Below are 25,183 nucleotides of genomic sequence, written 5' to 3' on the forward strand. Positions count from 1 at the left end.
CCGCCGCGTCCTACGGCACCACCACGATCTTCCGTCCCACGCCCGCCGCGAACTGCTCCAGTGCCTCCGGGTAGCGCTCCAGCGGGATCCGGTCGCTGATGAAGACCTCCGGGTCCAGCACCCCGTTCGCGAACAGCTCCGCCGCGCGTTCGAAGCTGTGCAGCACGGCCATGGAGCCGGTGATCGTGATCTCCTGGTTGTAGATGCGGTACGGGTCGATCGTCACCCGTGTGGCGTAGTCGGCGACGCCGAACTGGAGGAAGGTGCCGGCCTTCGCCACCCGGTCCAGGCCGTCCTGGATGGCCGCCGCGTTGCCGGTCGCGTCGACCACCACGTCCCAGCCGTGTGGGCGGTCCAGTTCGTCGGCGCTCGCAGCGGACGCCGACACGCCCAGCCGCCGGGCCGTCTGGAGCCGGGCCGGGTTCAGGTCCACGACGTCCACGCTCGCCGCGCCCGTCCGCTTGGCCAGCTCCAGCATCATCAGGCCCATGGTCCCGGAGCCGTAGATCAGCACATGGGCGCCGAGCCGCGACTGGAGCACGTCGTAGCCGCGCACCGCGCACGAGAGCGGTTCCACCAGCGCCGCGTCCTCGGTGCGGACGTGCTCGGGCAGCTTGACGCAGTTCGCGACGGGCGCCACCGCGTACTGCGCCGCGCCTCCCGCCGTCGTCACGCCGATCGCCGCCCAGCGCTCGCACAGGTTGTTGTGGCCGGTGCGGCAGTAGCGGCACTCGTAGCAGTACAGGGACGGGTCCACCGCCACCCGGTCGCCGACCGAGACCTCCGTGACCTGGGCGCCGACGCCGACCACCTCGCCGGCGAACTCGTGGCCCGGCACGATCGGCAGCTTGGGCGCGAACTCGCCCTGGAGGATGTGCAGGTCGGTTCCGCACAGGCCGCAGGCGGCGACCTCCACGACGACCTCGCGCGGACCGGGCGTCGGGTCCGGGACCTCGGTGACGACGGCGCGGCCCACGGACTCGATGACGGCGGCCTTCATTTCACGGCTCCCAACGACAGGCCCTGGACCAGTTTGTCCTGGGCGGCGAACCCCGCGGCGAGCACCGGCAGGGAGATGACGAGCGACGCGGCGCAGACCTTGGCCAGGAACAGGCCCTGGCTGGTGATGAAGCCGGTCAGGAAGACGGGGGCGGTCTCGGCCACCACCCCCGTCAGGACCCGGGCGAACAGCAGCTCGTTCCAGCTGAAGATGAAGCAGATCAGGGCCGTCGCGGCGATTCCGGGGACGGCGATGGGGGCCACCACCCGGGCCAGGATCGTGGGCAGCCGGGCGCCGTCGACACGGGCGGCCTCGATGACCGCGACCGGCACCTCGGCGAGGAAGGACTGCATCATCCACACCGCGATCGGCAGGTTCATGGAGGTGTAGAGGACGACCAGGAGCCAGATGTTGTCCAGCAGCCCGGCGTTCTTGGCGAAGAGGTAGACCGGCAGCAGGCCCGCCACGGCCGGCAGCATCTTCGTGGACAGGAAGAAGAACAGCACGTCGGTCCACTTCCTCACCGGCCGGATCGACAGCGCGTAGGCCGCCGGCAGGGCCAGCAGGAGGACCAGCAGCGTCGACGCGACCGACGCCACCGCGGAGTTGACCAGGGCGGGCCAGGGGCTCGCCCCGCCGCCGGAGCCGAAGAACTCGCGGTAGCCGTCGAGTGTCAGCGACGCGGCGAAGGACGGCGGGTTGGTCGCCGCGTCCGCCTCCGAGTGGAAGGACGTCAGCGCCATCCAGGCGATGGGCAGGAAGAACACGATCCCGGCCAGCCAGGCCACGAGCCCCAGCCCGTTACGGCGGAGAACGGCGTTCATGCGCGGGACACCTCCTCGCGGAACAGGGACGACACCACGCGCAGGGCGAAGGTCGCGATGACGATGGAGCCGATGACGACGAGGACGCCCGCGGCGGAGGCCAGGCCGTTCTCGTGGGCCTGGTAGAAGCTCTGGTACACGGTGTAGGGCAGGTTGGCGGTGCCCAGGCCGCCGGAGGTGATGGTGAACACCGCGTCGAAGTTCTGCACGATGTAGATCGAGCCCAGCAGCGCGCCGAGTTCGAGGTAGCGGCGCAGATGCGGGAGCGTGAGGTGGACGAAGATCTGCCAGTCGCCCGCGCCGTCCACCCGGGCCGCCTCGATCTGCTGCTGGTCCCGGCTCTGCAGTCCCGCCAGCAGGATCAGCATCATGAAGGGCGTCCACTGCCACACCAGGGAGGCCTCGACCGCGAGCAGGGGAGTGTTCGAGATCCAGTCCGGCTGCGGTCCGCCGACGTAGTGCAGCAGGCCGTTGAGCAGGCCGTACTCGGGGTTGTAGAGCACGTGCTTCCACAGCAGGGCCGCCGCCACGGGCACCACCAGGAACGGGGCGATCAGCAGGGTCCGTACCGCGCCCCGGCCGGGGAAGCGGCGGTCCAGGAGCAGGGCGAGCACCAGGCCGAGGACGAGGCTGGCCAGCACCACCGCCACCGTCAGCAGCACGGTGGTCCACACCGAGTGGCGCAGGTCCGCGTCGGTCAGCACCTGGTGGTAGTTGTCCAGGCCCGTGAAGTGGCGGGCCTTGGGGTAGAGGGCGTTCCAGTCGAAGAAGGAGATCACCAGCGTGGCCACGAACGGCAGCTGGGTCACGGCGATCATGAAGACGAGCGCGGGCAGCAGCGGCGCCCGGGTGGCCCAGGCGCGCAGCCGGGCCGAGGGCTGCCGGGTGGTGCGCGCGGGGGTGCCGGCCAGAGGGGCCGTGGTCGTGGCGGTCATCGTCCCTCGTACTCCTTGGAGATCTTCGCGGCGAGTTTCTGGGACTTGTTCAGGGCCGAATCGACGGACTGGCGTCCGGCGATGGCCGCGCTGATCTCCTGGGAGACCTTGGTGCCGAGGTCGGTGAACTCGGGGATGCCGACGAACTGGATGCCGGGCGCGGGCCGGGGCTGCACGCCGGGGTCGTTGGGCCGGGCGCTCTCGATGGCGTCCTTCGTGGTCTCCTGGAAGGCGGCGGCCTCCTCGCGGTAGGCGGGGTTGTCGTACGTCGAGGCGCGCTTGCCCGCGGGGACGTTCGACCAGCCGGAGGTGTCGCCGACCAGCTGCTCGTACCCCTTCCCGGAGGCCCAGGAGACGAACTTCCAGGCCTTGTCGGGGTTGTGGGAGGCCTTCTGGATGCCCCAGGCCCAGGTGTAGAGCCAGCCGGAGGACCTGGTCCGCTCCACCGGTGCGGGGGCGTAGCCGACCTTGCCCTTGACGGGGGAGCCCTTGGCCTCCAGGGAGCCGGCCGCGCTCGTGGCGTCGTACCACATGGCGACCTTGCCCTGGGTCATGTTGTTCAGGCACTCGGCGAAGCCGGACTGGGAGGCGCCGGACTCGCCGTGCTCGCGCACGAGGTCGACATAGAACTTCGTCGCCTTCTCGAACTCGGGGGAGTCAAGGCGCGCCTTCCAGTCCTTGTCGAACCAGGTGCCGCCGAAGGTGTTCACCACCGTCGTCAGCGGTGCCATCAGCTCGCCCCAGCCGGGCAGGCCGCGCAGGCAGATGCCCTTCATACCGGGCCGGGCGCCGTCCGCCTTCGCGGCGAGGTCGGCGACCTGCTGCCAGGTGGGGTGGGCGGGCATGGTCAGGCCCTTGGCCGCGAACACGTCCTTGCGGTACATGAGGAAGGACGACTCGCCGTAGAAGGGTTCGCCGTAGAGCTTTCCGTCGTCCGCGGTGAGCGACTGGCGCATCGGTTCCAGCACGTCCTGCTGGTCGAAGGCGCGGTCCTGGGCGACGTAGGCGTCCATGGGGTGCAGCCAGCCGTTGCGGGCGTAGATCGGTATCTCGTAGTTGGACAGGGTGGCCACGTCGTACTGGCCGGCCTGGTTGGCGAAGTCCTGGCTGATCTTGTCGCGGACGTCGTTCTCCGGCAGGACGGTGAAGTTCACCTTGATGCCGGTCTCCTTGGTGAAGTGCGCCTTGGTGAGCTTCTGCAACTCCACCATCTGCGGGTTGTTGACCATCAGGACGTTGATGGAGTCACCGCCTGACCCGGCGCCGCCCGCCCCGACCCAGCAGCCGGAGAGCAGCGGGGCGAGCAGCGTCCCTGCGGCGACCGCGGCGAGCGTGGCCCGCGGCGGTCGTCGTCGGCTCTGGGTTCGCATGGATCGCTCCTGGACGTGAAGGGGGACGTTGATGGGGACGTGTAGGGAGATGTTGATGGGGACGTGTAGGGAGATATGGGGCGTCCGTGGGTGCGGGACGCCCGTGGGAGGGGGCGGGAAGGTCAGACCCGGACGACCTGCGGGCCGAGCAGGGCGTACCGGTGGGCCTCGGCCGCCGGGAGCAGCGTGCTGGTCACGATCGCCTCCAGCGCACCCACCTCGGCGAACCGGCAGAAGCTGACCGCGCCGAACTTGGTGTGCACCCCGGCGAACACGGTGCGCCGCGCGGCCCGCATGGCCTGTGCCTTGACCTCGCTGACCGCGGGGTCGGGTGTGGTCAGGCCGTGTTCGCGGGAGATGCCGTTGGCGCCGATGTAGGCGAGGTCGAGGACGAAGCCGGCCAGCATCTTCGTCGTCCAGTGGTCGACGGTCGCGAGCGTGCCCGCGCGCACCCGGCCGCCGAGGAGCAGCACCGAGACGTTCTCGGCTTCGGCGAGAGCGCCCGCGACCGGGAGGGACGCGGTGACCACGGTCAGCGGGCGGTCCCTGGGCAGGGCCTCGGCGATGAGCTGCGGGGTGAAGCCCTCGTCGACGAAGACCGTCTCGGCGTCCCCGAGCAGTTCGGCCGCCGCGGCGGCGATCCGGCGCTTCTCGGGCACGTGGCTGGTGGCCCGGTAGGCGAGCGTCGTCTCGAATCCGGCGCTCTCGACCGGGTAGGCCCCGCCGTGGGTGCGGCGGATCAGCCCGTGGTCCTCCAGGGCGCGCAGGTCCCTGCGGACGGTCTCCTTGGCCACGCCGAGTTCGGCGGCGAGCGCGGTGACGTCCACCTGGCCGGTGGCGCGGGCGGCCCGCACGATCTCCCGCTGCCGCTCCTCCGCCGTCCGCGCGTCGCCCATGGCCGACACCTGCTTCCCTGCCGTGCTGATCGGTCTCACCCGGTGGTGCCCGTTCGGGCCCGGTGGGGCCCTTGGGGGAAAGTTCTACAGCGGCTGTGCGGTGCTGACCAGGTCTGTTGCGGGTCCGATGCTGCCCGGGTGTGCCCGTTTGCCGGGGCGTGTGCCCGCCTCGGACCTGCGGGGCTGCGGGGGAGGGGCGTGGGAACGGGCAGGGCGGATGCCCGAAAGCGGGGGCGGGCGGGCCCGTTCGGTGCCCGCCCGCCCCCGCGAACGATCGTTTTCGGCCGGTCGGCCGGTTCGGTCGGCCGGTTCGGCCGTCCGGTTCAGTACGGCCAGATCGGCGGGTCGGTCACGAAGTGGCCGCCCAGGCAGGCGTGCGCCGGGTTGTCCGGGTCCAGCTCGCCCTGCTCGGCGATCAGCTTCCCGGCGTACGGCTCGGAGTCGTCCCGCGGCTCGTAGCCCAGCGCCCGCGCGCTGGTGAGGTCCCACCACAGGCGGGTGTTGGCCGAGGAGCCATAGACGACGGTGTGGCCGACGTGCTCGGCGGTCAGGGCCGCGTGGAAGAGGCGGGCGCCGTCGGCGGGGCTCATCCACATCGAGAGCATGCGCACGCTGGTCGGCTCGGGGAAGCAGGAGCCGATGCGCACCGAGACGGTCTCCAGGCCGTGCCGGTCCCAGTAGAGCTGGGCCAGGTCCTCGCCGAAGGACTTCGACAGGCCGTAGAAGGTGTCGGGGCGGCGCGGGGTGTCGACGGGGATCAGCGGTTCGTCGCCCTGCGGGCGGGGGGTGTAGCCGACGGCGTGGTTGGAGGAGGCGAAGACGATCCGGCCGACGCCCTCCTCGCGGGCCGCCTCGTACAGGTTGTACGTGCCCTCGATGTTCGCCCGGAGGATCTTCTCGAACGGGGCTTCCAGGGAGATGCCGGCGAGGTGGATGATCGCGTCGACGCCCCGGACCGCCTCGCGCAGGGCCGCCCGGTCCGAGAGGTCCGCGGTGATCGCGTCCGGCTCGTCCTCGATCGGCCGGACGTCGAGGAGGCGCAGCGCGTAGCCGTACTCGGGCAGCAGGCCCCGCATCAGGGTGCCGAGCCCGCCGGCGGCGCCGGTGAGCAGAACGGTGCGGGGAGCGGGCATCCTCGGATCTCCTTCAGTCGGCAGACCGCATGTATAGACGGCATTCACATGCGTGGACACGCTAGGGATGCGGGTCGCGCCGCGTCAAGTGTGGCGTGCGGGCGCGGATTCCGCCGCCGTGTTGCCGGTTCGCGCGCTTGACCGGCCCCGATGGGGCCCCTTAGCGTGGGTTCGTTCATGAATATGGACGCAAATCAGAAACGTGAGCGCCTGCCCAAGGGAGAGCCCGTGCCGTCAGCCCCCCTCGCCGAACGACTCAGCATCCCCAGCGGGCCGCTGTTCTTCCCCGTCACCGCCTACGGCCCGGACGGCTCCGTCGACCTCGACGCCTACCGCACCCATGTGCGCCGCGGCGTCGAGGCGGGCGCCGCCGCCGTCTTCGCCTGCTGCGGCACCGGGGAGTTCCACGCGCTCACCCCCGAGGAGTTCGAGGCCTGCGTCCGCGCGGCCGTGGAGGCGGCCGAAGGGCGCGTACCGGTCGTGGCGGGCGCCGGCTACGGCACCGCGCTCGCCGTCCGCTACGCACGGCTCGCCGAGGCCGCCGGCGCGGACGGACTGCTCGCCATGCCGCCCTACCTGGTGGTCGCCGGCCAGGAGGGACTGCTGCGCCACTACCGCGAGCTGACCGCCGCGACCGCCCTGCCCGTCATCGTCTACCAGCGCGACAACGCCGTCTTCACCCCGGAGACGGCCGTCGAACTGGCCCGCACGGAGGGCATCATCGGCCTCAAGGACGGCGTCGGCGACCTGGACCTCATGCAGCGGATCGTCAGCGCCGTCCGCGGCGAGGCCCCCGGCGACTTCCTGTACTTCAACGGGCTGCCCACCGCCGAACAGACCCAGCTGGCCTACCGCGGCATCGGCATCACCCTCTACTCCTCCGCCGTCTTCTGCTTCGCCCCCGAGATCGCCCTCGCCTTCCACAGGGCGCTGCGCGACGGCGACGACGCCACCGCGCACCGGCTGCTGGACGGCTTCTACCGTCCCTTCGTCGAACTGCGCGCCCGGGGCAAGGGCTACGCCGTCTCCCTGGTCAAGGCGGGCGTACGGCTGCGCGGACTGGACGTGGGCGAGGTGCGCCCGCCGCTGCACGAACCGGCCGAGGAGCACGTCAAGCAGCTCGCCCAGCTGATCGAGCGAGGCCAGGCGCTGCTGACGGAGGAAGGGGACCACGCGTGAGGACGTCGGCGTTCGTCTACCCCTGGGACGTGGTCGGCGACCCGGCGGCACCGGCCCGCATCGCCGCGCTCGGCGTCGAGCAGGTGACGCTCGCCGCCGCCTACCACTCCACCCGCGCCCTGACCCCCCGCCACCCGCGCCACCGCGTGGTCACCGCCGAGCACGCCGCCGTGCTCTACCCGCCCGGCGGCCACTGGGCGGGCCGCACCCTGCGGCCGTACCCGGCCGGCGACTGGGCGCCCGGGGACGCCTACGGCGAGGCGGCGGCCGCCCTCGCCGAGGCCGGCCTGGACGTGCACACCTGGGTGGTCCTCGCCCACAACTCCCGCCTCGGCGCCGAGCACCCGGACATCTCGGTCGTCAACGCCTACGGCGACCGCTACCCGTGGGCGCCGTGCATCGCCCGGCCCGCCACCCGCGCCTACCTGGTCGACCTGGCCGCCGAGGCCGCCGTACGGCCCGGCGCGCGCGGCACCGAACTGGAGTCCCTCGGCTGGTACGGCCTCGCCCATCTGCACGCCCACGACAAGACCGCGGGCGTCGCCCTCGGTGAGGCCGGGCAGTACCTGATGTCCCTGTGCTTCTGTCCGGCCTGCCGCGCGGGCTACGGCGAACGCGGCCTGGACCCCGAGGAGCTGGCCGCCGCGGTGCGCACCGCCCTGGAACCGGTCTGGCAGGGCGCGGCGCCCTCCGACGGAGGCTGGGCCGGCGTCGAGAAGCTGCTCGGCGAGACCACGGCGGCCGTCACCCGCGCCTGGCGCGACGACACCGCCCGCATGCTCCAGGAGGCGGCGGTCGCCGCCGTCCGCGCGGCGGCCCCCGCCGGCTTCCAGGTGCTGCTGCACGCCGACCCGGTCTCCTACCACTGCGGCGCCAACGCCGGCGTCGACCCCGCGCACATCCTCTCCGTCGCCGACGGAGTGGTGGTGCCCTGCACGGGCGGTGCCGGCCTCCTCACCCCGTTCACCGAACAGAACCGCCCCGGCGCCGTGCTCGCGGCCAACCTGACCATCGTCTCCGGCATGGGCGGCAGACCGCACACCCTTGCCCAGGACGCCGACCGCGCCCGGGCCCTCGGCGCGACCGAACTGCGCCTGTATCACGCCGGGTTGGCGTCGGACGGCGACCTGGCGGCCGTGCGCTCGGCGCTCGCCGGGTTGTGAGCCGGGGCTGCCGCCGTTGCGGCGTCAGGGTGGGGTGGTGTCCGGTGTGACCATGGTGTCCCGTACGGGGGTGGGGCGGACGCGCTGGGGGCGTGGGCCGGGCGCGGGCCCGGTCGCGAGCGGACCGCGGCCGTGACATGTCGGGTCCGCGTGGGACTGCGACCCGGCGGCGGTGAGGTCGGGGCTTGCCGGGCGGTGAGCTCGGGTTGCCGCCGTTGCGGCGTCGGGGGTGGGGTGGTGTCCGGTGTGACCATGGTGTCCCGTACGGGGGTGGGGCGGACGCGCTGGGGACGTGGGCCGGCACGGGCCCAGTCGCGAGCGGACGCGGCCGTGTCATGTCGGGTCGGCGTGGGACTGCGACCCGGCGGTGGTGCGGTCGAGGCTTGCCGGGCGGTGAGCTCGGGCTGCCGCCGTTGCGGCGTCGGGGGTCGGGGGTGTCCGGTGTGACCATGGTGTCCCGTACGGGGGTGGGGCGGACGCGCTGGGGGCGTGGGCCGGGCGCGGGCCTGGTCGTGAGCGGACCGCTGCCGTGTCATGTCGGGTCGGCGTGGGACGGTGATCTGGCGGCCGTGCGGTCGGGGCTCGCCGGGCTGTGAGCCAGGGCCGCCGCCGTCACCAGCAGCCCCACGCCCAGCAGGACCAGCAGCGCGCGCTGGTCGACGGCCTCGACCAGTCCGGCTCCCGCCGCGAGCCCGACGACGTTCGGCACGAAGACCAGCGTGTGGGCGGTGGCCGCCGCCCGGCCCACCAGTTCCGCCGGTGTCTCGCGCTGCACGGCGGTGAACACGGCGATCAGCACGCACGGCAGCCCCGCGCCGATCGCCGCACTGCCGGCCAGGACCGCCGGGTCGTGCGGCACCGCCCGCACGGCCACCCCGGCCGCCGTGAGGGCGATCCCGTACACCGCGAACCGGCGCCCGCCCAGGCCGCGCAGCCCCGCACCCGAGAGCAGCCCCGCAACGGCCGACCCGGTGCCCTGGACGGCGTACAGGACCCCGGCGTACGCCGGAGCGTGCCCGACGGCGTCCACGACCGCGTAGAGCAGCGCCCCGTTCAGGCCCGCGCACAGCATCGTGACGCCCCCGGCCGTCACCAGGGGCCGCAGCCGCGGGTGCGCCCACAGGCGGCGGGCGCCGTCGGCCGTCTGCTCCCACCAGGAGCGGGCGGGCCGTACCGGCTTCTCCTCGCGCAGGCGCAGCCGCCCGTACAGGACCGCGGCGAGCACGAACGTGACCGCGTCCAGCAGCGCCACCGACCCGCCGCCGTAGGCCGCGTACAGGCCCGCGCCCGCCAGGGGCGCGACCAGCTTCATGCCCTCCGTCGCGGCCGTGCGCAGTCCGTTGAAGTCGCCGAGCAGCGCCGGTGGGACGGCCGAGGCGACCAGCGCCGACCCCGCCGCGTCCTCCACGACGCCCGTGGCGCCGTAGAGGAGCAGGACCGCGTACAGCAGCCAGACGCGGCCGGCGGAGTCGACGACGAGGAGGACGGGCAGGACGGCCGCGAGCAGCAGGTTCGTACCGACCAGCAACGGCCTGCGGCGGACGCGGTCGGCGAGCGTGCCCAGCAGCGGTCCGGCCAGGGCCGGCGCCCACATCGCCGACAGGCACAGCGCGGCGAGCCCGTCGGAGCCGGTGAGGTCCTTCACCCATACGCCGCAGGCCAGCCACAGCGCCGACGAGCCGAAGCCGGAGATCACCACCGCCGCCAGGCACGGTCCCGCCGCGCGGTCCCGTAGCACCCGGAGCACCGTCCACTCGGTCGTCCCGATCGTCCTCATGCCTGGCGATCGTGGTCCTAAGGCCCCCTCGTACGGATGGGGCAGATGCCGTAAGCCGGGGTGCCGCCGCCTCCCTCTCCGGCGGCGGGCGATGAGTTCCGGGGCCGGGGACGGTCTGAACTTCGGGAAGGACTCGACCGGAACGAGGAGCAGCCGATGAACGACACGATCTTCGACCTCGGCCCGCAGACCCGGGCCGTGGCACGGCTGGCGGAGGGCGTGCGCGACGAGCAGCTCGCCGGCCCCACGCCGTGTCCGGACCTGACGACCCGGAACCTGCTGGGGCACCTGCTGGGCCTGTCGGTGGCCTTCCGCGACGCCGGGCGCAAACACCTGGGCGTCACCACGGACACGCCCCCGAACACCGCCGTGCCCGACATCGGCCCCGCCTGGCGCGAAGAGCTCCCGAAGGCACTCGACGACCTCGCCGAGATCTGGCGCGACCCGGCCGCCTGGACCGGCATGACCCGCGCGGGCGGCGTGGACCTGCCCGGCGAGGTCGCCGGCGCCGTCGTCGCCGACGAACTGGTGATCCACGGCTGGGACCTCGCGCGCGCCACCGGCCAGGAGTACGAGCCGGACCCGGCGGCGCTGCGGGCGTCGTACGGCTTCCTGCACGCGGCGGCGGGCGACGGCCTCGCCCGCGGCCGTGGCATCTTCGGCCCCGTCGTGCCCGTCCCGGAGGACGCCCCGCTGCTGGACCGCGCGCTGGGGCTGAGCGGACGCGACCCGCGCTGGAGCCCGCGCCTGCCCTGACCGCCCGCGCAGGTCCTCCGGGGGCGTCCGCGCCCGGCACCGACAAGCCGTCCGCCCCATCTTTGTCAGAAGCATTGACGAAACACCGCGCCCCTCTTACCTTCATCGCGTCGTACTCCATACGTCATATATGAGACGCGATACGCGATACGCGAGATCCGAGAGGCGCGCATGACCTCTGTGCCCACCCCGATCCCCTCCCGCACGCAGTTCGTGCTGGAGGAGATCAAACGCCGCATCCTCACCGGGCAGTTGTCGCCGGGCCAGGCCCTGGTCGAGACCGAGCTCGCCGCACAGTTCGGGGTGTCCAAGACCCCGGTGCGCGAGGCGCTCAAGACCCTGGCCGGCACCGGGCTGCTGGTGATGAGCCAGTACAAGGGCGCCACGGTGCGCATGGTGGACGCGGACATGGCGCGCGAGGTCTACGACGTGCGGCTCCTGCTGGAGCCCGAGGCCCTGAAGCGCTCGGTCCGGCGCGGGGCCTCCCTGGACGCCGCCCAGGACGCGCTCCGCCGCGCCGACGAGGCGGCCGACACCGCCGAACGCTCCCTCGCCAACCGCGAGTTCCACCGCGCGCTGTACCTGCCCTGCGGCAACCCGCTGCTCGGCCGGATGCTCGACGAGGTCCGCGACCAGGCCGCCCTCGTCTCCGCCGTCGCCTGGTCCGCCGACCCCTCCTGGGAGCGGGAGGCCGCCGAGCACCGGGAGATCCTGCGGCTCGCCCTGGAGGGTGACGCCGACGGCGCGGCCCGTGCCCTGCACTCCCACATCGCGTCGTTCGTGCACCGGGCCTTCCCCGAGGTCCTCGACGAGGAAGGCGGACAATGACCACCACCGCGTTCGACACCCGGTTCGGCACCCAGCGGGCGGCCCTCGCCGACGTGGTGGCGATCCCGGTGACCCCGTTCGCCGAGGACGGCCGCATCGACCAGGACACCCACCGGGCGCTGCTGCGCCGGCTCCTCGACGGCGGCGTCACCACCCTCACCCCGTGCGGCAACACCGGCGAGTTCTACGCCCTGACCCCTCCGGAGCGGCGGCTGGTCACCGAACTGACCGTGGAGGAGGCCGGGGACCGCGCGAGCATCCTCGTCGGCGTCGGCCACGACGTGCCCACCGCCGTCGCCTCCGCCCGGCACGCCCGCGAACTGGGCGCGCGGATGGTCATGGTCCACCAGCCCGTCCACCCCTACGTCTCCCAGGCCGGCTGGGTCGACTACCACCGCGCCATCGCGGAGGCCGTGCCCGAGCTGGGCGTCGTCCCCTACCTCCGCAACGCGCAGCTGCCCGGCGCCCGCCTCGCCGAACTCGCCGACGCCTGCCCGAACGTGATCGGTGTGAAGTACGCCGTCCCGGACGCGGCCCGGTTCGCCGCCTTCGCCCGGGACGCGGGACTCGACCGCTTCGTGTGGGTGGCCGGGCTCGCCGAGCCGTACGCCCCCTCGTACTTCTCCGCGGGCGCGACCGGCTTCACCTCCGGCCTGGTCAACGTCGCCCCCGCCGTCTCCCTGGAGATGCTCCGGTCGCTGCGGGCCGGTGACTACCCGGCCGCGATGAAGGTGTGGGAGCGGATCCGCCGCTTCGAGGAGCTGCGCGCCGAGGGCGGCTCCGCCAACAACGTCACCGTGGTCAAGGAGGCCCTCGCCTCGCTCGGCCTGTGCCGGCGGGACGTGCGCCCGCCGAGCAAGCCGCTGCCCGAGAGCGAGCGCGCCGAGGTCGCCGCCATCGCCGCGGGGTGGTCGATATGACCGCCCGCAAGCGCCCGGAGGAGCTGCGCAGCCACCAGTGGTACGGCACCGACGGCCTGCGCTCCTTCAGTCACCGCGCCCGCACCCGGCAGCTCGGCTACCTGCCCGAGGAGCACCTGGGCAAGCCGGTCGTCGCGATCCTCAACACCTGGTCCGACATCAACCCCTGCCACGTCCACCTGCGCGACCGCGCCCAGGCCGTCAAGCGCGGGGTGTGGCAGGCCGGCGGCTTCCCGCTGGAGTTCCCGGTCTCCACCCTCAGCGAGACCTTCCAGAAGCCCACCCCGATGCTCTACCGCAACATGCTCGCGATGGAGACCGAGGAGCTGCTGCGGTCCTACCCGGTCGACGGCGCGGTGCTGATGGGCGGCTGCGACAAGTCCACTCCCGCCCTCCTCATGGGCGCCGCATCCGTCGACCTGCCCACCGTCTTCGTACCGGCCGGCCCCATGCTGCCCGGCCACTGGCGGGGCGAGGTCCTCGGCTCCGGCACCGACATGTGGAAGTACTGGGACGACAAGCGCGCCGGCCTGATCGGCGACTGCGAGATGGCCGAGCTGGAGAGCGGACTCGCCCGCTCCCCCGGCCACTGCATGACGATGGGTACGGCGTCGACCCTCACCGCCGCCGCCGAGGCCCTCGGCGTCACCGTCCCCGGCGCCTCCAGCATCCCCGCGGTGGACTCCGGGCACGACCGGATGGCGGCCCGGGCCGGCCTGACGATCGTCGAACTGGTCCACCAGGACCGGAAGCTGTCCGAGATCCTCACCCCCGAGGCCTTCGAGGACGCCGTCACCACGGTCCTCGGCCTCGGCGGCTCCACCAACGCGGTGATCCACCTGATCGCGATGGCCGGCCGGGCAGGGGTGAGGCTCACCCTCGACGACTTCGACCGCATCGCCCGCACCGTCCCGGTCCTCGCCAACGTCCGCCCCGGCGGCGAGCGGTACCTCATGGAGGACTTCCACTTCGCGGGCGGCCTGCCCGGCTTCCTCTCCCGCATCCCGGACCTGCTCCACCTGGACCGGCCGACCGTCTCGCACGACACCCTGCGTGAGCAGATCGCCGGGGCGCAGGTGCACGACGACGACGTGATCCGGCCGAGGGACAACCCGGTCGCGGACGAGGGCGGGGTCGCCGTGCTGCGCGGCAACCTCTGCCCGGACGGCGCCGTCATCAAGCACATCGCCGCCGAACCGCACCTGCTCAAGCACACCGGGCCCGCCGTCGTCTTCGACGACTACAAGCAGATGCAGCGGACCATCAACGACCCGGCGCTGAACATCACCGCCGACAGCGTGCTGGTGCTGCGCAACGCCGGTCCCAAGGGCGGCCCCGGCATGCCCGAGTACGGCATGCTCCCCATCCCCGACCACCTCCTCAAGCAGGGCGTGCGGGACATGGTGCGCATCTCCGACGCCCGGATGAGCGGCACCAGTTACGGCGCCTGTGTGCTGCACGTGGCGCCGGAGTCGTACGTCGGCGGGCCCCTGGCTCTCGTACGGACCGGGGACCCGATCACCCTGGACGTCGAGGCCCGCACCCTGCATCTCCGCGTGGACGACGAGGAGTTGGCGCGACGCAGGGCCGCCTGGACGCCGCCGCCCACGCGCTACGAGCGTGGCTACGGCGCCCTGTACCACGACCAGATCACCCAGGCCGACACCGGCTGCGACTTCGAGTTCCTCTCCCGGCCGGGCAAGGTGCCGGACCCGTACGCCGGCTGACCCACATATCCAGAGAGGTGAAGCGCTTCACCCATGTGTACGTAGCAAGCGCTTCCTACGGCCCCTTGTAAGTGCCCCACCGCTGTAAGTGCCCCACTGCGAACGGAGAACAGTCATGGCCCAAGCCGCAGCCGTGGCGAAACCGCCCGCGCCACCCCGGCGGCGCCGTGCCTCCGCCACGCCGCGCAGGCTCCCCTACCTGCTGATCGCCCCGGCCGCCCTGCTGATGCTGGGCTTCATCGCCTACCCGGTGCTCAGCGTCTTCTACTACAGCCTGCGGAACTACAACCCCACCAAGCCGTGGCGGAACGGCTTCGCGGGCCTCGACAACTTCACGCAGATCTTCTCGCACGACCCCCAGTTCTGGGACACGCTGACCTTCAGCGCCAAGTGGGTCGTGGTCGAGGTCGGGTTGCAGCTGCTGTTCGGCCTGGCGCTGGCCCTGATCGTCAACCAGACCTTCGTCGGGCGGGCGCTCGGACGCGCCCTCGTCTTCTCCCCGTGGGCCGTCTCCGGGGTGCTGACCTCCGTGATCTGGGTGCTGCTCTTCAACTCCCAGACGGGCATCACCCGTTACCTCGCCGACATGGGCATCGGCTCCTACGGCACCAGCTGGCTGTCGGACACCTCGACGGTGTTCCCGGCGGCGGTGGTCGCCGACCTGTGGCGCGGGGTCCCCTTCTTCGCGATCCTCATCCTCGCCGACCTCCAGTCCGTCCCCAAGGACCTCTACGAGGCCGCCGAGGTCGACGGGGCGAGCCGGCTCAAGCAGTTCTGGCACATCACCCTGCCCCATCTGAAGGACGCCATCGTCCTGTCCACGCTGCTGCGCGCGGTGTGGGAGTTCAACAACGTCGACCTGCTCTACACCCTCACCGGTGGCGGCCCGGCGGGCGAGACCACCACCCTGCCGCTCTACATCGCCAACACCAGCGTCGACGCCCACAACTTCGGCTACGCGTCCGCCCTGACCACGGTGGCGTTCGTGATCCTGCTCTTCTGCTCGATCGTCTATCTGCGGCTGAGCAAGTTCGGAGGTGAGTCCAAGTGATCACCGAGATCGCCCCGGCACCCGAGCGTGTGGTGTCCCGGCAGACCCGGCCGCGCACCCGGCGCCGCGCCTGGGACGAGGTCCCGCGCTGGCAGATCTATCTGCCGCTCTCGATCTATCTGCTGTTCACCCTGGTCCCGTTCTACTGGATCCTGCTGTTCGCCCTGCGCCCGGCCGGTTCCACCTCCCTGGTTCCCTGGCCGGTCACCTTCGACCACTTCGAGAAGGTGTGGACCGAGCGGAGCTTCGGCACCTACTTCCAGAACAGCGTCCTGGTGGGCCTGGCCACCCTGGTCCTGACCACCGTCGTCGCGCTGGCCGGCGGCTACGCCCTGGCCCGGTTCGACTTCCGGATCAAGCGCGCCTTCATGCTCGCGCTGCTCTGCTCGCAGTTCGTGCCCGGCGCGCTGCTGCTGGTCCCGCTCTTCCAGATCTTCGCCAAACTGTCCATGATCAACTCGCTGGGCAGCGTCATCATCGCCGAGACCGTCTTCCAGCTGCCGCTGTCGATGATCCTCATCAGCGGTTTCATCCGGAACGTGCCGCCCTCCCTGGAGGAGGCCGCCTGGGTGGACGGCTGCAACCGCTTCGCCGCCTTCCGGATCGTCGTGCTGCCGCTGCTGCGGCCCGGGCTGGTCGCCGTCGGCTCCTTCGCCTTCGTGCATGCCTGGAACCACTTCCTGTTCGCCCTGATGTTCCTCTCCGACCAGGGCAAGCAGACCATCCCCGTCGGCCTCAACACCCTGATGAGCGCGGACAGCGTCGATCTGGGCGCGCTGGCCGCCGGAGGCATCGTCGCCGCCGTACCCGTGGTGATCGTGTTCGCCTTCATCCAGAAGTGGCTGATCACCGGCTTCAGCGCGGGGGCGGTGAAGGGATGACCACCGACATGCCCACCACCACGAGCCCCCTGCCCCTGGTGCTGGCCGGCGCCCGCGGACACGGCCGCTGGCATCTGGACAACATCCGCCGGCTCCAGGCCAAAGGGCTGGTCCGGCTGGCCGGGATCTGCGAACTGACCCCGCTCACCGAGGCGGAGCTCCCCGCGGGGCTGGGCGCACCGGCGCAGTCCGCCGACTTCGGTGCCCTCCTGGACGCCACGGGCGCGCGGATCGCCGTGATCTGCACCCCCATCCCCACCCACACCGAGCTGGCGCTCGCCGCGGCCCGGCGGGGCGTGCACCTGCTGCTGGAGAAGCCGCCCGCCCCCTCCTACGCCGAGTTCCGCCGCATGGCCGACGGCGTCGCCGCGGCCGGTGTCGCCTGCCAGATCGGCTTCCAGTCGCTCGGCTCGCACGCCGTCCCGGCGATCCGGGAGCTGATCGACCAGGGCGCGATCGGGCGGGTCGCGGGCGTCGGCGGGGCGGGCGCCTGGGCGCGCGACGAGGCGTACTACCGGCGCGCACCCTGGGCGGGCAGGCGCCGCCTGAACGGCGCCGACGTGGTCGACGGGGTGCTCACCAACCCCCTCGCGCACGCCACCGCCACCGCCCTCGCCCTGGTCGGCACCACCGGCGCCGGCGACGTCACCGGCATCGAGACCGAGCTGTGGCGGGCCAACTCCATCGAGTCCGACGACACCTCCTGCGTACGCGTCACCACCGCCCGCGGCCCGGTCACCGTCGCCGCGACCCTGTGCGCCGAGCGCCCGGACGAGCCGTACGTCCTGGTGCACGGCGGCAGCGGCCGGATCACCTTCTGGTACAAGCAGGACCGCGTGCTGGTGCAGCGGGCCGGGCACGGCCCGGAAGAGCTCCACTTCGGCCGGACCGACCTGCTGGAGAACCTCGTCGCCCATCTCACCACCGGCGCCGACCTGCTGGTCCCGCCCGCGTCGACGGACGCGTTCATGCGCGTCGTCGAGGCGGTCCGCACCGCCCCCGACCCCGAGCCGCTGCCCGCCGGGGCCTGGCGGACCCTGCCCGGCGAGCGGCGCCGGGTCGTGCCGGGTATCGACGGGCTCGTCGCGGCCGCCGCCGACACCCTCTCCCTCTACTCCGAGCTCGGCGCCCCCTGGGCCCCGTCGAAGGAGGTGACCGCCCGATGACGCCGAGCGACTCGCTCGTGCTGCGTGTCGCGGGCCGTCCCGTCGCCCGCTACGTCACCCGTCCCGAGCTGCCCGTACGGCTCTCCCCGCGCCCCTATCTGCACCCCGTCACCACCCTGTCCGGCACGGCCGTCACCGAAATCGGCCCCGCCGACCACCTTCACCACCTCGGCGTCGGTGTCGCCGTTCCCGACGTCGAGGGGCACAACTTCTGGGGGGGCCGTACCTTCGTGCGCGGCCGGGGCTCGACCGAGCTGGACAACCACGGCACCCAGCGGCACACAGGCTTCCAGCTGCGCGACCCGGACGGCTTCGTCCAGGAGCTGCGCTGGGTGGCCGCGGGCCGCGAACTGCTGCGCGAGCGCCGTACCGTCGCGGCCCTCGCCCTCACCGACACCGCCTGGGCGCTGGACTTCACCTTCTCGCTCACCAACGTCACCCAGGGGCCCGTGTCGCTGGGCAGCCCGGCCACCAACGGCCGCCCCGGCGCGGCCTACGGCGGCTTCTTCTGGCGCGCCCGCAAGGAGGACGAGCCCCCGCACGTCTTCACCCCCGACCGGGACGGCGAGGAGCAGGCGCACGGCAGCCGCGCCGACTGGCTGGCCCTGGCCGGCTCCAACTGGACGCTCGTGTTCGCCGGGGCCACCGACACCACCCGGCGCGACGCGTGGTTCGTGCGCGCCGCCGAGTACCCGGGCGTGGGCTCGTCGCTGGCCCTGGACGAGCCGCTGCCGGTCCCGGCCGGCGAGACCGTCGTCCGCCGGATCGTCACCGTCGTCGCCGACGGCCGCCTCGGCCGGGGCGAGGCGGCGGCACTGGTCCGCAAGGCGGTGACCCCATGAGCCTGCCCAGCGCCCACCGCGGCGACGGCACGTACACCAACCCGGTCCTCGACGCCGACTGGTCCGACCCCGACGTCCTGTGCGTCGGCGACGACTACTACCTGACCGCCTCCAGCTTCGGCCGTGCCCCCGGGCTGCCGCTGCTGCACTCCCGCGACCTGGTGAACTGGACGCTGATCGGCCACGCCCTCCAGCGTCTGGAGCCGGACGCCGAGTTCCGCTCCCCGCGCCACGACCGCGGGGTGTGGGCGCCGTCGCTGCGCCACCACGACGACCGCTTCTGGATCTTCTGGGGCGACCCCGACCAGGGCATCTTCCAGGTCAACGCGCCCTCGGTCCGCGGCCCGTGGACCCGCCCGCACCTGCTGAAGGCGGGCAAGGGCCTGATCGACCCGTGCCCGCTGTGGGACGACGAGACCGGCGAGGCCTACCTCGTGCACGCCTGGGCCAAGTCCCGCTCCGGGATCAAGAACCGGCTCACCGGCCACCGGATGCACCCCGACGGCACCGAACTCCTCGACGAGGGCAAGGTGATCGTCGACGCGGACCACATCCCCGGCTGGTTCACCCTCGAGGGCCCCAAGCTCTACAGGCACGACGGCTGGTTCTGGATCCTGGCGCCCGCCGGGGGAGTGGAGACCGGCTGGCAGGGCGCCTTCCGCTCCCGCGGGTTCTTCGGGCCGTACGAGGAGAAGGTCGTCCTGGAGCAGAAGGACACCGACGTCAACGGCCCCCACCAGGGCGGCTGGGTGCGCACCCCGTCCGGCGAGGACTGGTTCCTGCACTTCCAGCAGCGCGGCGCCTACGGCCGTGTCGTACACCTCCAGCCGATGCGCTGGGGAACGGACGGCTGGCCGGTCATCGGCGACGACGGCGCCCCCGTCGCCGTACACGCACGGCCCGCTCTGCCGCCGCAGCCGCCCGCCGCGCCCGCCACCGACGACGACTTCCCCGGCGGACGGTACGGCCGGCAGTGGCAGTGGACCGCCAACCCCCGTCACGGCTGGGCCACCGAGCACTCCGGCGACGGCCTGCGGCTGACCTGCGTCCGCGCGTCCGGCGCCCACGATCTGCGCGCCCTGCCGCACGTCCTCACCCAGCGGCTGCCGGGCCGCCCCTGCGCGGTCGAGGCCGACCTGCGGCTGGACAGCGCCGAGCCCGGGGCAAGGGCGGGGCTCGCGGTCCTCGGCGACGCCTATTGCTGGATCGGGCTGGAGCGGCAGGCGGACGGGACGGCCCGCCTGGTGCACCGGTTCGCCGAACAGGGCGCCGACAGGGAACGGGACGCCGGCCACCCGGCTGCCGCGCCCGGAGCGCGGGCCCGGCTGCGCGTCGAGATCGGCGCGGGGGCGCGCTGCCGCTTCTCGTACGACCTCGGCGACGGGTTCCGGCCCTCCGGCCAGGTGTTCGCCGCCTCCCCCTGGCGCTGGGTCGGCGCCCTGCTCGGCCTGTTCGCCCTCGCGCCCGCCGGTCAGGGACACGCCGGCGCGGCCGGCTTCACGCGGTTCCGCATCACCGCGCTGCCCGCTCGCTGAGGCACGCGCGGACCCCGCACAGCTAGTGCCCCGGCAGGCAACGTTCGCCCCGTCGCGCAAACGTTGCCTGCCGGGGCACTAGAAGCACCCGTTGGATCCAGAAGAAGAGAGCCGATCAATGAAGATCAACATCCACAGAAGCAGGCGCCGCGCCGCCCTGGCCGTCGCCCTGGGCTCCGCGCTCGCGCTGACCGCCACCGCGTGCGGCGACGACGGCAGCGGCACCGGGGGGAGCAAGGGCTCCGAAGGCTCCGGCAAGGGCGAGATCACCTTCTGGGACAGCAACGGGGGTGTGCGCACCGACATCTGGAAGCAGGTCATCGCCGACTTCGAGAAGAAGTACCCGGACATCAAGGTCAACTATGTCGGCATCCCGGCCGCGAGCGCCCAGTCCAAGTACGACACCGCCATCCAGGGCGGCGGGCTGCCCGACGTCGGCGGTGTGGGCACGGCGATGCTCGCCGAGATCGCGGCCCAGGGAGCCCTGGAGCCGCTGGACGGCAGGCTCGAGAAGAGCCCGCTGAACGGCAAGCTGAGCCCGGGTCTGCTCTCGGTCAGCAAGGCGGCGGGCGGCGGCGACACCCTCTACCAGGTGCCGACCTCGGCCAACAACGGCACGCTGTGGTACCGCACGGACCTGTTCGAGAAGGCCGGTCTGGACGCCCCGGCCACCTGGTCGAAGTTCTACGAGGCCGCCGACAAGCTCACCGACAAGGGCAAGAACGCCTTCGGGTTCACCATCCGCGGCGGCGAGGGGGCCATCGCCCCGGCCCTGGACGCCGTGTACGGCCAGACCGGCATCACCTCCTTCTGGAACGGCGACAAGACCACCGTCAACGACCCGAAGAACGTGGCCGCGCTGGAGAAGTACGTCGCGCTGTACAAGAAGGACACCCCGTCCGCGGACGTCAACAACGACTTCACCAAGATGGTCGCCCAGTGGGACAGCGGCACCATCGGCATGCTGAGCCACAACCTCGGCTCCTACCAGGACCACCTGAAGGCGCTGGGCAAGGACAAGTTCCGGGGCATCCCCAACCCCACCATGGACGACGGCACGCGCGTGCAGGTGTCCAACCCGGTCGACGGACTGGGCCTGTTCAAGGCGAGCAAGAACAAGGCGGCCGCCTGGAAGTTCATCGAGTTCGCCGTCTCGCACGAGGAGAACTCCAAGTTCAACCAGTCCGCCGGGCAGGTGCCGGCCAACACCGACGCCGCCAAGGACGCCTGGATCCAGCAGAGCGAGCCGACCAAGCTGGCCGCCGAGGCGCTCAACGGCGCCGACACCAAGATCGTGCAGCTGCCGTACTACCTGCCCGACTGGAACACCATCTCCAAGGCCGACAACGAGCCGAACTTCCAGAAGGTGCTGCTCGGCAAGATGACCGCCAAGGAGTTCCTGGACACGCTGGCCGACCAGCTGAACAAGGCGCAGGCCGAGTGGAAGCAGCAGAAGGGCTGATCTCCGCCGTGTCACTGACCCGCAGACAGGCAGGCTCCGCGGCCCTCGCCGCCCTTCCGCTCGCCCTGGCGGCGACCGGAACGGCACGGGCCGCGGGCCGCCGCACCCGCACCCTGTACATCGCCGGCGACTCCACCGCCGCGCGGAAGTACACCGACGAGGCCCCCGAGACCGGCTGGGGCATGGCCCTGCCCTTCTTCCTCCGCGACGGGGTGACGGTCGCCGACCACGCCGTGAACGGCCGCAGTTCCAAGAGCTTCATCGACGAGGGCCGGCTCGCGGAGATCCTCGCCGCCATCCGGCCGCACGACATCCTGCTCGTCCAGTTCGCCCACAACGACGAGAAGTCCGCCGACCCCACCCGCTACACCGAGCCCTGGACGACGTACCAGGACTGCCTGCGCCAGTACCTCGACGGGGCGCGGGAACGCGGCGCGCGGCCCGTGCTCGCCACCCCGGTCGAGCGGCGCCGCTTCGACGGCGACGGCAACGCCGTGCCGACCCACGGCGACTACCCGGCGGCGATGCGCGCGCTCGCCGAGGCCGAGCGCGTACCGCTGCTCGACATCGAGGCGCTGTCGCTCGCGCTGTGGCAGCGGCTCGGGGTGGAGGAGACCAAGACCTACTTCAACTGGACCGCCACCGAGCAGGACAACACGCACTTCAACCCGCCGGGCGCGATCGCCGTGGCGCGGCTGGTCGCCGGGGAGCTGTTGCGCACCCGCGTGCTCACCCCGCACGACGTCGTCCGGCTGCACGACGAGATCCCCCCGTCCTGGATCACCTGGCCCGCTCCGTAGAAACGGCTCGTACACCTCGTACACAAGGAGACCCGTACAGTGCGCAGACCGATATGTCATGGGCGTGTCATGACGGTGGCCGTGGGCTGCACCGCCCTCGTCCTCGCCGTCACCGGCACCGCCTCCGCCCAGCCCTGCCACCACCACACCCCCGACCCCGCCCGCCAGGTGCTGGCCGCCAAGGACGGCTGGGCCTCCTACGGCACCGGCACCACCGGCGGCGCCGAGGCCGACGCCGCCCACGTCTACACCGTCACCACCTGGGACGCCTTCAAGGCCGCCCTCGCCGACGGCGGCGACCAGCCGAAGATCATCAAGGTCAGGGGGACGATCGACGCCGACGGACCGGGCTGCGACTCCTTCGCCGCCCCCGGCTACGACTTCGACACCTACCTGACGACCTACGCCCCCGAGACCTGGGGCCGCGACAAGGACCTCTCCGCCGAACCCGACGACAGCCCCGAAGGGCTGCGCCGCGCCTCGCAGGCACGGCAGGACGCCTACATCAAGGCCTACGTCCCCGCCAACACCACCGTCATCGGCATCGGCAAGGGCGCCGGCTTCAAGGGCGCCAGCCTCCAGATCAAGGACGTGGACAACGTCATCGTCCGCAACCTCGCCTTCGAGAGCCCGCTGGACTGCTTCCCGCAGTGGGACCCGACCGACACCGCCGACGGCAACTGGAACTCCGAGTACGACAGCGCGGTCGTCTACGGCTCCACCCATGTGTGGATGGACCACAACACCTTCACCGACGGCGACCACCCCGACAGCACCCTGCCGCACTACTACGGCCGGATCTACGAGCAGCACGACGGCGAACTGGACATCGTCAAGGGCGCCGACTACGTGACCGCCTCCTGGAACGTCTTCGCCGACCACGACAAGACGATCCTGATCGGCAACAGCGACAGCGCGTCCACCGCCGCCGTCGACCGCGGCCACCTGAAGGCCACCTTCCACCACAACCTGTTCGCGAACCTCGTCGAACGCGCCCCGCGCGTCCGCTTCGGCCAGGTCGACTCCTACAACAACCACTTCGTGGCGGGCGCGGACTACGGCTACAGCTACGGCATCGGCATGGAGTCCCAGCTCGTCGCCGAGCACAACGCGTTCACGCTGCCGAGCGGCGTCGGCGCCGGCACGATCCTGAAGAAGTGGAAGGAGGCGCCGGTCACCGCCGCCGACAACTACGTCAACGGCCGGCCCACCGACCTGATCGCCGTCCACAACGCCGAGGTCCCCGCCGAGATCCTTCAGCCGGGCGCGGGCTGGACGCCCACCCTGCGTACCCGCGTCGACTCCCCGCGGGCCGTCCCCGCGCTCGTCGACCACGGCGCGGGCGCCGGCCACCTGCGCTGACCCGCTGAAGCCGCCGGGCCGGGGCGGACCGGCACACCGCCCCGGCCCACGGACACGAACCCCTGCCCACCGACACGGCCCCCACCCCGACAGGCCCCCACGGAACCCCGCATCCTCGCCCAGGAGCATCCGCATGCCCTCCAGACGGCACTTCCTCCTCGCCTCCGCCGCCTCGGCCGCCGCGCTCGGCGTCGCCGCCCTGCCCGCGGGACCCGCCCAGGCGGCCCCCGCCCGCTCGCACCCCTTCGGCCGCCACGGCTCACCGGCCGCCCGCCTCACCCCGCGGACCCTCTACGTCGACCCGCACGGCCGCGGCGACTTCACCACCGTCCGGGCGGCGGTGGACGCGGCCACCGGCACCGGCCGGACCCTGGTCCTGGCGCCCGGCACCTACCGGGAGACGGTCGCCGTGGACGCCTCCCGCACGGACATGACCTGGCTCGGCGCCACGGGAGACCCCCGGGACGTGGTGATCGTGTACGACAACGCGGCCGGCACGCAGAAGCCGGACGGCTCGGGCACCTACGGCACCAGCGGCTCGGCCACGACGACGCTCCAGGCGGACGGCTTCACCGCCCACGCGGTCACCTTCGCCAACGACTGGCTGCGCGCCGACCACCCGGACATCACCGGCACCCAGGCGGTCGCGCTGAAGGTGCTGGGCGACCGCTCGGCGTTCCGGCGGTGCCGCTTCCTCGGCCACCAGGACACCCTGTACGCCGACTCGACGTCCCTCGCGGCCTTCCCCCGCCAGTACTTCGCGCACTGCTACGTCGAGGGCGACGTCGACTTCGTCTTCGGCCGGGCCACGGCGGTGTTCGAGGGCTGCCACTTCCACACCCTGAACCGCACGGACCTGGCGGCCGCCCCGTACGGCTTCGTCTTCGCCCCCTCCACCTCGGTCGCCAACCCGCGCGGCTACCTGGTCACGCAAGGCCGCGTCACCAGCGAGGCCCCGGACGGGTACTACAAGCTGGCCCGCCCCTGGGTGCCCAGCTCCGACACCACCGCCCGTCCGATGCTGACCGTCCGGGAGACCTGGCTGGGGCCCGGCATCGACGCGGTGGCGCCCTACACGAACATGCGCGACACCTACCCCTGGCAGGCCCAGCGCTTCGCCGAGTACCGCAACACGGGCCCCGGCGCGAAGATCACCGCCCCGGAGAACCGCCCCCAACTCACCCGCTCCGAGGCGGACTCGGCGACGAGGGAGGCGTATATGGGGGAGTGGACGCCGTGGAGGGGCCGCTGACCGGACGAGGAGCGGTGGGGGCGGGCGCGCTCAGCCCAGGCGCCACAGGGCGTAGGCGGCGACCAGCAGCACAAGTCCCGCCCCCGCCATGAGCGAGCCCAGGAACCGCAGGTACCCGGGCGTCGCGAACAGGGTCGGCGACCCGCCGAGACGCCCGCTCGCCGCCCACAGCTCCTCGTTCCTGCGGCGGATCCGCTCGGCCCGGCGCGTGGTGATGCCGCGCACGTCGAACGCCCAGTTCACACCGCACCACAGGGCGAGGAGGCCGCCCACGGTGAAGACGACGGTGATCACCGCGGACCTCCGTTCATTCCGATGGTGAGA

The 25,183-nt window shown here is 72.4% G+C and carries 23 protein-coding genes; 15 read left to right on the plus strand and 8 right to left on the minus strand.

All coding sequences use genetic code 11. From position 1 onward, the window contains the following. Positions 1-10 precede the first annotated feature (10 nt). The 6 genes from ABZ484_RS03215 to ABZ484_RS03240 form a co-directional block, all read right to left on the minus strand. Positions 11-1,000, minus strand: a complete 990-nt coding sequence (locus ABZ484_RS03215) for a zinc-dependent alcohol dehydrogenase family protein (RefSeq protein WP_358864172.1) — start codon at positions 998-1,000, stop codon at positions 11-13. Next, entirely contained in the window at positions 997-1,824 is an 828-nt protein-coding gene (locus ABZ484_RS03220) for a carbohydrate ABC transporter permease (protein WP_358864173.1), read from the minus strand. Before ABZ484_RS03220 ends, ABZ484_RS03215 begins: the two co-directional genes overlap by 4 nt. Next, on the minus strand, positions 1,821-2,759 hold the full coding sequence (locus tag ABZ484_RS03225) for a sugar ABC transporter permease (protein WP_358864174.1): 939 nt from the start codon (positions 2,757-2,759) through the stop codon (positions 1,821-1,823). Before ABZ484_RS03225 ends, ABZ484_RS03220 begins: the two co-directional genes overlap by 4 nt. Beyond that, on the minus strand, positions 2,756-4,129 hold the full coding sequence (locus ABZ484_RS03230) for a sugar ABC transporter substrate-binding protein (RefSeq protein ID WP_358864175.1): 1,374 nt from the start codon (positions 4,127-4,129) through the stop codon (positions 2,756-2,758). Before ABZ484_RS03230 ends, ABZ484_RS03225 begins: the two co-directional genes overlap by 4 nt. A 122-nt stretch (positions 4,130-4,251) precedes the next feature. Next, on the minus strand, positions 4,252-5,025 hold the full coding sequence (locus ABZ484_RS03235; protein ID WP_358864176.1) for a DeoR/GlpR family DNA-binding transcription regulator: 774 nt from the start codon (positions 5,023-5,025) through the stop codon (positions 4,252-4,254). A gap of 323 nt (positions 5,026-5,348) precedes the next feature. Next, complete coding sequence (locus tag ABZ484_RS03240) at positions 5,349-6,158, minus strand: NAD(P)-dependent oxidoreductase (RefSeq protein WP_358864177.1); 810 nt, start codon at positions 6,156-6,158, stop codon at positions 5,349-5,351. Positions 6,159-6,386: 228 nt separating this feature from the next. Between ABZ484_RS03240 and ABZ484_RS03245 the strand changes: the two genes are divergently transcribed. Both ABZ484_RS03245 and ABZ484_RS03250 read left to right on the plus strand, forming a co-directional pair. Continuing rightward, complete coding sequence (locus ABZ484_RS03245; protein ID WP_358864178.1) at positions 6,387-7,337, plus strand: 5-dehydro-4-deoxyglucarate dehydratase; 951 nt, start codon at positions 6,387-6,389, stop codon at positions 7,335-7,337. Then, positions 7,334-8,500, plus strand: a complete 1,167-nt coding sequence (locus ABZ484_RS03250; protein WP_358864179.1) for a hypothetical protein — start codon at positions 7,334-7,336, stop codon at positions 8,498-8,500. The genes ABZ484_RS03245 and ABZ484_RS03250 overlap by 4 nt, the downstream gene beginning before the upstream one ends. Positions 8,501-9,032: 532 nt before the next feature. Here ABZ484_RS03250 and ABZ484_RS03255 read toward each other — a convergent pair. Continuing rightward, complete coding sequence (locus ABZ484_RS03255) at positions 9,033-10,277, minus strand: MFS transporter (protein ID WP_358864180.1); 1,245 nt, start codon at positions 10,275-10,277, stop codon at positions 9,033-9,035. 156 nt (positions 10,278-10,433) lie between these two features. Here ABZ484_RS03255 and ABZ484_RS03260 point away from each other — a divergent pair, with 156 nt between their 5' ends. The 13 genes from ABZ484_RS03260 (at position 10,434) to ABZ484_RS03320 (ending at position 24,859) form a co-directional block, all read left to right on the plus strand. Beyond that, positions 10,434-11,033 (plus strand): TIGR03086 family metal-binding protein, encoded by a 600-nt coding sequence (locus tag ABZ484_RS03260; protein ID WP_358864181.1) that lies wholly within the window; start codon positions 10,434-10,436, stop codon positions 11,031-11,033. A gap of 171 nt (positions 11,034-11,204) precedes the next feature. Beyond that, entirely contained in the window at positions 11,205-11,861 is a 657-nt protein-coding gene (locus ABZ484_RS03265) for a GntR family transcriptional regulator (RefSeq protein WP_358864182.1), read from the plus strand. Then, positions 11,858-12,781, plus strand: coding sequence for a dihydrodipicolinate synthase family protein (locus ABZ484_RS03270; RefSeq protein WP_358864183.1), 924 nt, complete (start codon positions 11,858-11,860; stop codon positions 12,779-12,781). Before ABZ484_RS03265 ends, ABZ484_RS03270 begins: the two co-directional genes overlap by 4 nt. Next, on the plus strand, positions 12,778-14,508 hold the full coding sequence (gene araD / locus ABZ484_RS03275) for an L-arabinonate dehydratase (protein ID WP_358864184.1): 1,731 nt from the start codon (positions 12,778-12,780) through the stop codon (positions 14,506-14,508). Before ABZ484_RS03270 ends, araD begins: the two co-directional genes overlap by 4 nt. Positions 14,509-14,623: 115 nt before the next feature. Next, a complete protein-coding gene (locus tag ABZ484_RS03280) occupies positions 14,624-15,559 on the plus strand; it encodes a sugar ABC transporter permease (RefSeq protein WP_358864185.1) in 936 nt (311 codons plus the stop codon). Positions 15,560-15,567: 8 nt separating this feature from the next. Then, entirely contained in the window at positions 15,568-16,440 is an 873-nt protein-coding gene (locus tag ABZ484_RS03285) for a carbohydrate ABC transporter permease (RefSeq protein ID WP_358864274.1), read from the plus strand. A gap of 8 nt (positions 16,441-16,448) precedes the next feature. After that, positions 16,449-17,606 (plus strand): Gfo/Idh/MocA family oxidoreductase, encoded by a 1,158-nt coding sequence (locus tag ABZ484_RS03290; RefSeq protein WP_358864186.1) that lies wholly within the window; start codon positions 16,449-16,451, stop codon positions 17,604-17,606. Beyond that, entirely contained in the window at positions 17,603-18,448 is an 846-nt protein-coding gene (locus ABZ484_RS03295; RefSeq protein ID WP_358864187.1) for a PmoA family protein, read from the plus strand. The genes ABZ484_RS03290 and ABZ484_RS03295 overlap by 4 nt, the downstream gene beginning before the upstream one ends. Further along, on the plus strand, positions 18,445-19,983 hold the full coding sequence (locus ABZ484_RS03300) for a family 43 glycosylhydrolase (protein ID WP_358864188.1): 1,539 nt from the start codon (positions 18,445-18,447) through the stop codon (positions 19,981-19,983). The genes ABZ484_RS03295 and ABZ484_RS03300 overlap by 4 nt, the downstream gene beginning before the upstream one ends. A 118-nt stretch (positions 19,984-20,101) precedes the next feature. After that, complete coding sequence (locus ABZ484_RS03305) at positions 20,102-21,445, plus strand: sugar ABC transporter substrate-binding protein (protein WP_358864189.1); 1,344 nt, start codon at positions 20,102-20,104, stop codon at positions 21,443-21,445. 8 nt (positions 21,446-21,453) lie between these two features. Continuing rightward, positions 21,454-22,245 carry a rhamnogalacturonan acetylesterase gene (locus tag ABZ484_RS03310; protein ID WP_358864275.1) on the plus strand — a complete coding sequence of 264 codons (792 nt, stop codon included), beginning with the start codon at positions 21,454-21,456 and terminating at the stop codon, positions 22,243-22,245. A 69-nt stretch (positions 22,246-22,314) separates the two neighbouring features. Further along, a complete protein-coding gene (locus ABZ484_RS03315) occupies positions 22,315-23,607 on the plus strand; it encodes a pectate lyase (RefSeq protein ID WP_358864190.1) in 1,293 nt (430 codons plus the stop codon). A gap of 133 nt (positions 23,608-23,740) precedes the next feature. Further along, positions 23,741-24,859: a pectinesterase family protein gene (locus tag ABZ484_RS03320; protein WP_358864191.1), complete on the plus strand. Its 1,119-nt coding sequence runs from the start codon at positions 23,741-23,743 to the stop codon at positions 24,857-24,859. Between the two features lie 30 nt (positions 24,860-24,889). Here ABZ484_RS03320 and ABZ484_RS03325 read toward each other — a convergent pair whose 3' ends face one another. Next, a complete protein-coding gene (locus ABZ484_RS03325) occupies positions 24,890-25,153 on the minus strand; it encodes a hypothetical protein (protein ID WP_358864192.1) in 264 nt (87 codons plus the stop codon). Positions 25,154-25,183: the final 30 nt, after the last annotated feature.

The organism is Streptomyces sp. NPDC006393 (assembly GCF_040628575.1).
Lineage (GTDB): Bacteria > Actinomycetota > Actinomycetes > Streptomycetales > Streptomycetaceae > Streptomyces.

What these genes read in the sequence shown, in the direction of transcription:
- ABZ484_RS03215 (WP_358864172.1), bottom strand. Translation starts at nt 1,000, where the DNA reads ATGAAGGCCGCCGTCATCGAGTCCGTGGGCCGCGCCGTCGTCACCGAG.
- ABZ484_RS03220 (WP_358864173.1), bottom strand. Translation starts at nt 1,824, where the DNA reads ATGAACGCCGTTCTCCGCCGTAACGGGCTGGGGCTCGTGGCCTGGCTG.
- ABZ484_RS03225 (WP_358864174.1), bottom strand. Translation starts at nt 2,759, where the DNA reads ATGACCGCCACGACCACGGCCCCTCTGGCCGGCACCCCCGCGCGCACC.
- ABZ484_RS03230 (WP_358864175.1), bottom strand. Translation starts at nt 4,129, where the DNA reads ATGCGAACCCAGAGCCGACGACGACCGCCGCGGGCCACGCTCGCCGCG.
- ABZ484_RS03235 (WP_358864176.1), bottom strand. Translation starts at nt 5,025, where the DNA reads ATGGGCGACGCGCGGACGGCGGAGGAGCGGCAGCGGGAGATCGTGCGG.
- ABZ484_RS03240 (WP_358864177.1), bottom strand. Translation starts at nt 6,158, where the DNA reads ATGCCCGCTCCCCGCACCGTTCTGCTCACCGGCGCCGCCGGCGGGCTC.
- ABZ484_RS03255 (WP_358864180.1), bottom strand. Translation starts at nt 10,277, where the DNA reads ATGAGGACGATCGGGACGACCGAGTGGACGGTGCTCCGGGTGCTACGG.
- ABZ484_RS03260 (WP_358864181.1), top strand. Translation starts at nt 10,434, where the DNA reads ATGAACGACACGATCTTCGACCTCGGCCCGCAGACCCGGGCCGTGGCA.
- ABZ484_RS03265 (WP_358864182.1), top strand. Translation starts at nt 11,205, where the DNA reads ATGACCTCTGTGCCCACCCCGATCCCCTCCCGCACGCAGTTCGTGCTG.
- ABZ484_RS03270 (WP_358864183.1), top strand. Translation starts at nt 11,858, where the DNA reads ATGACCACCACCGCGTTCGACACCCGGTTCGGCACCCAGCGGGCGGCC.
- araD (WP_358864184.1), top strand. Translation starts at nt 12,778, where the DNA reads ATGACCGCCCGCAAGCGCCCGGAGGAGCTGCGCAGCCACCAGTGGTAC.
- ABZ484_RS03280 (WP_358864185.1), top strand. Translation starts at nt 14,624, where the DNA reads ATGGCCCAAGCCGCAGCCGTGGCGAAACCGCCCGCGCCACCCCGGCGG.
- ABZ484_RS03290 (WP_358864186.1), top strand. Translation starts at nt 16,449, where the DNA reads ATGCCCACCACCACGAGCCCCCTGCCCCTGGTGCTGGCCGGCGCCCGC.
- ABZ484_RS03295 (WP_358864187.1), top strand. Translation starts at nt 17,603, where the DNA reads ATGACGCCGAGCGACTCGCTCGTGCTGCGTGTCGCGGGCCGTCCCGTC.
- ABZ484_RS03300 (WP_358864188.1), top strand. Translation starts at nt 18,445, where the DNA reads ATGAGCCTGCCCAGCGCCCACCGCGGCGACGGCACGTACACCAACCCG.
- ABZ484_RS03305 (WP_358864189.1), top strand. Translation starts at nt 20,102, where the DNA reads ATGAAGATCAACATCCACAGAAGCAGGCGCCGCGCCGCCCTGGCCGTC.
- ABZ484_RS03315 (WP_358864190.1), top strand. Translation starts at nt 22,315, where the DNA reads ATGACGGTGGCCGTGGGCTGCACCGCCCTCGTCCTCGCCGTCACCGGC.
- ABZ484_RS03320 (WP_358864191.1), top strand. Translation starts at nt 23,741, where the DNA reads ATGCCCTCCAGACGGCACTTCCTCCTCGCCTCCGCCGCCTCGGCCGCC.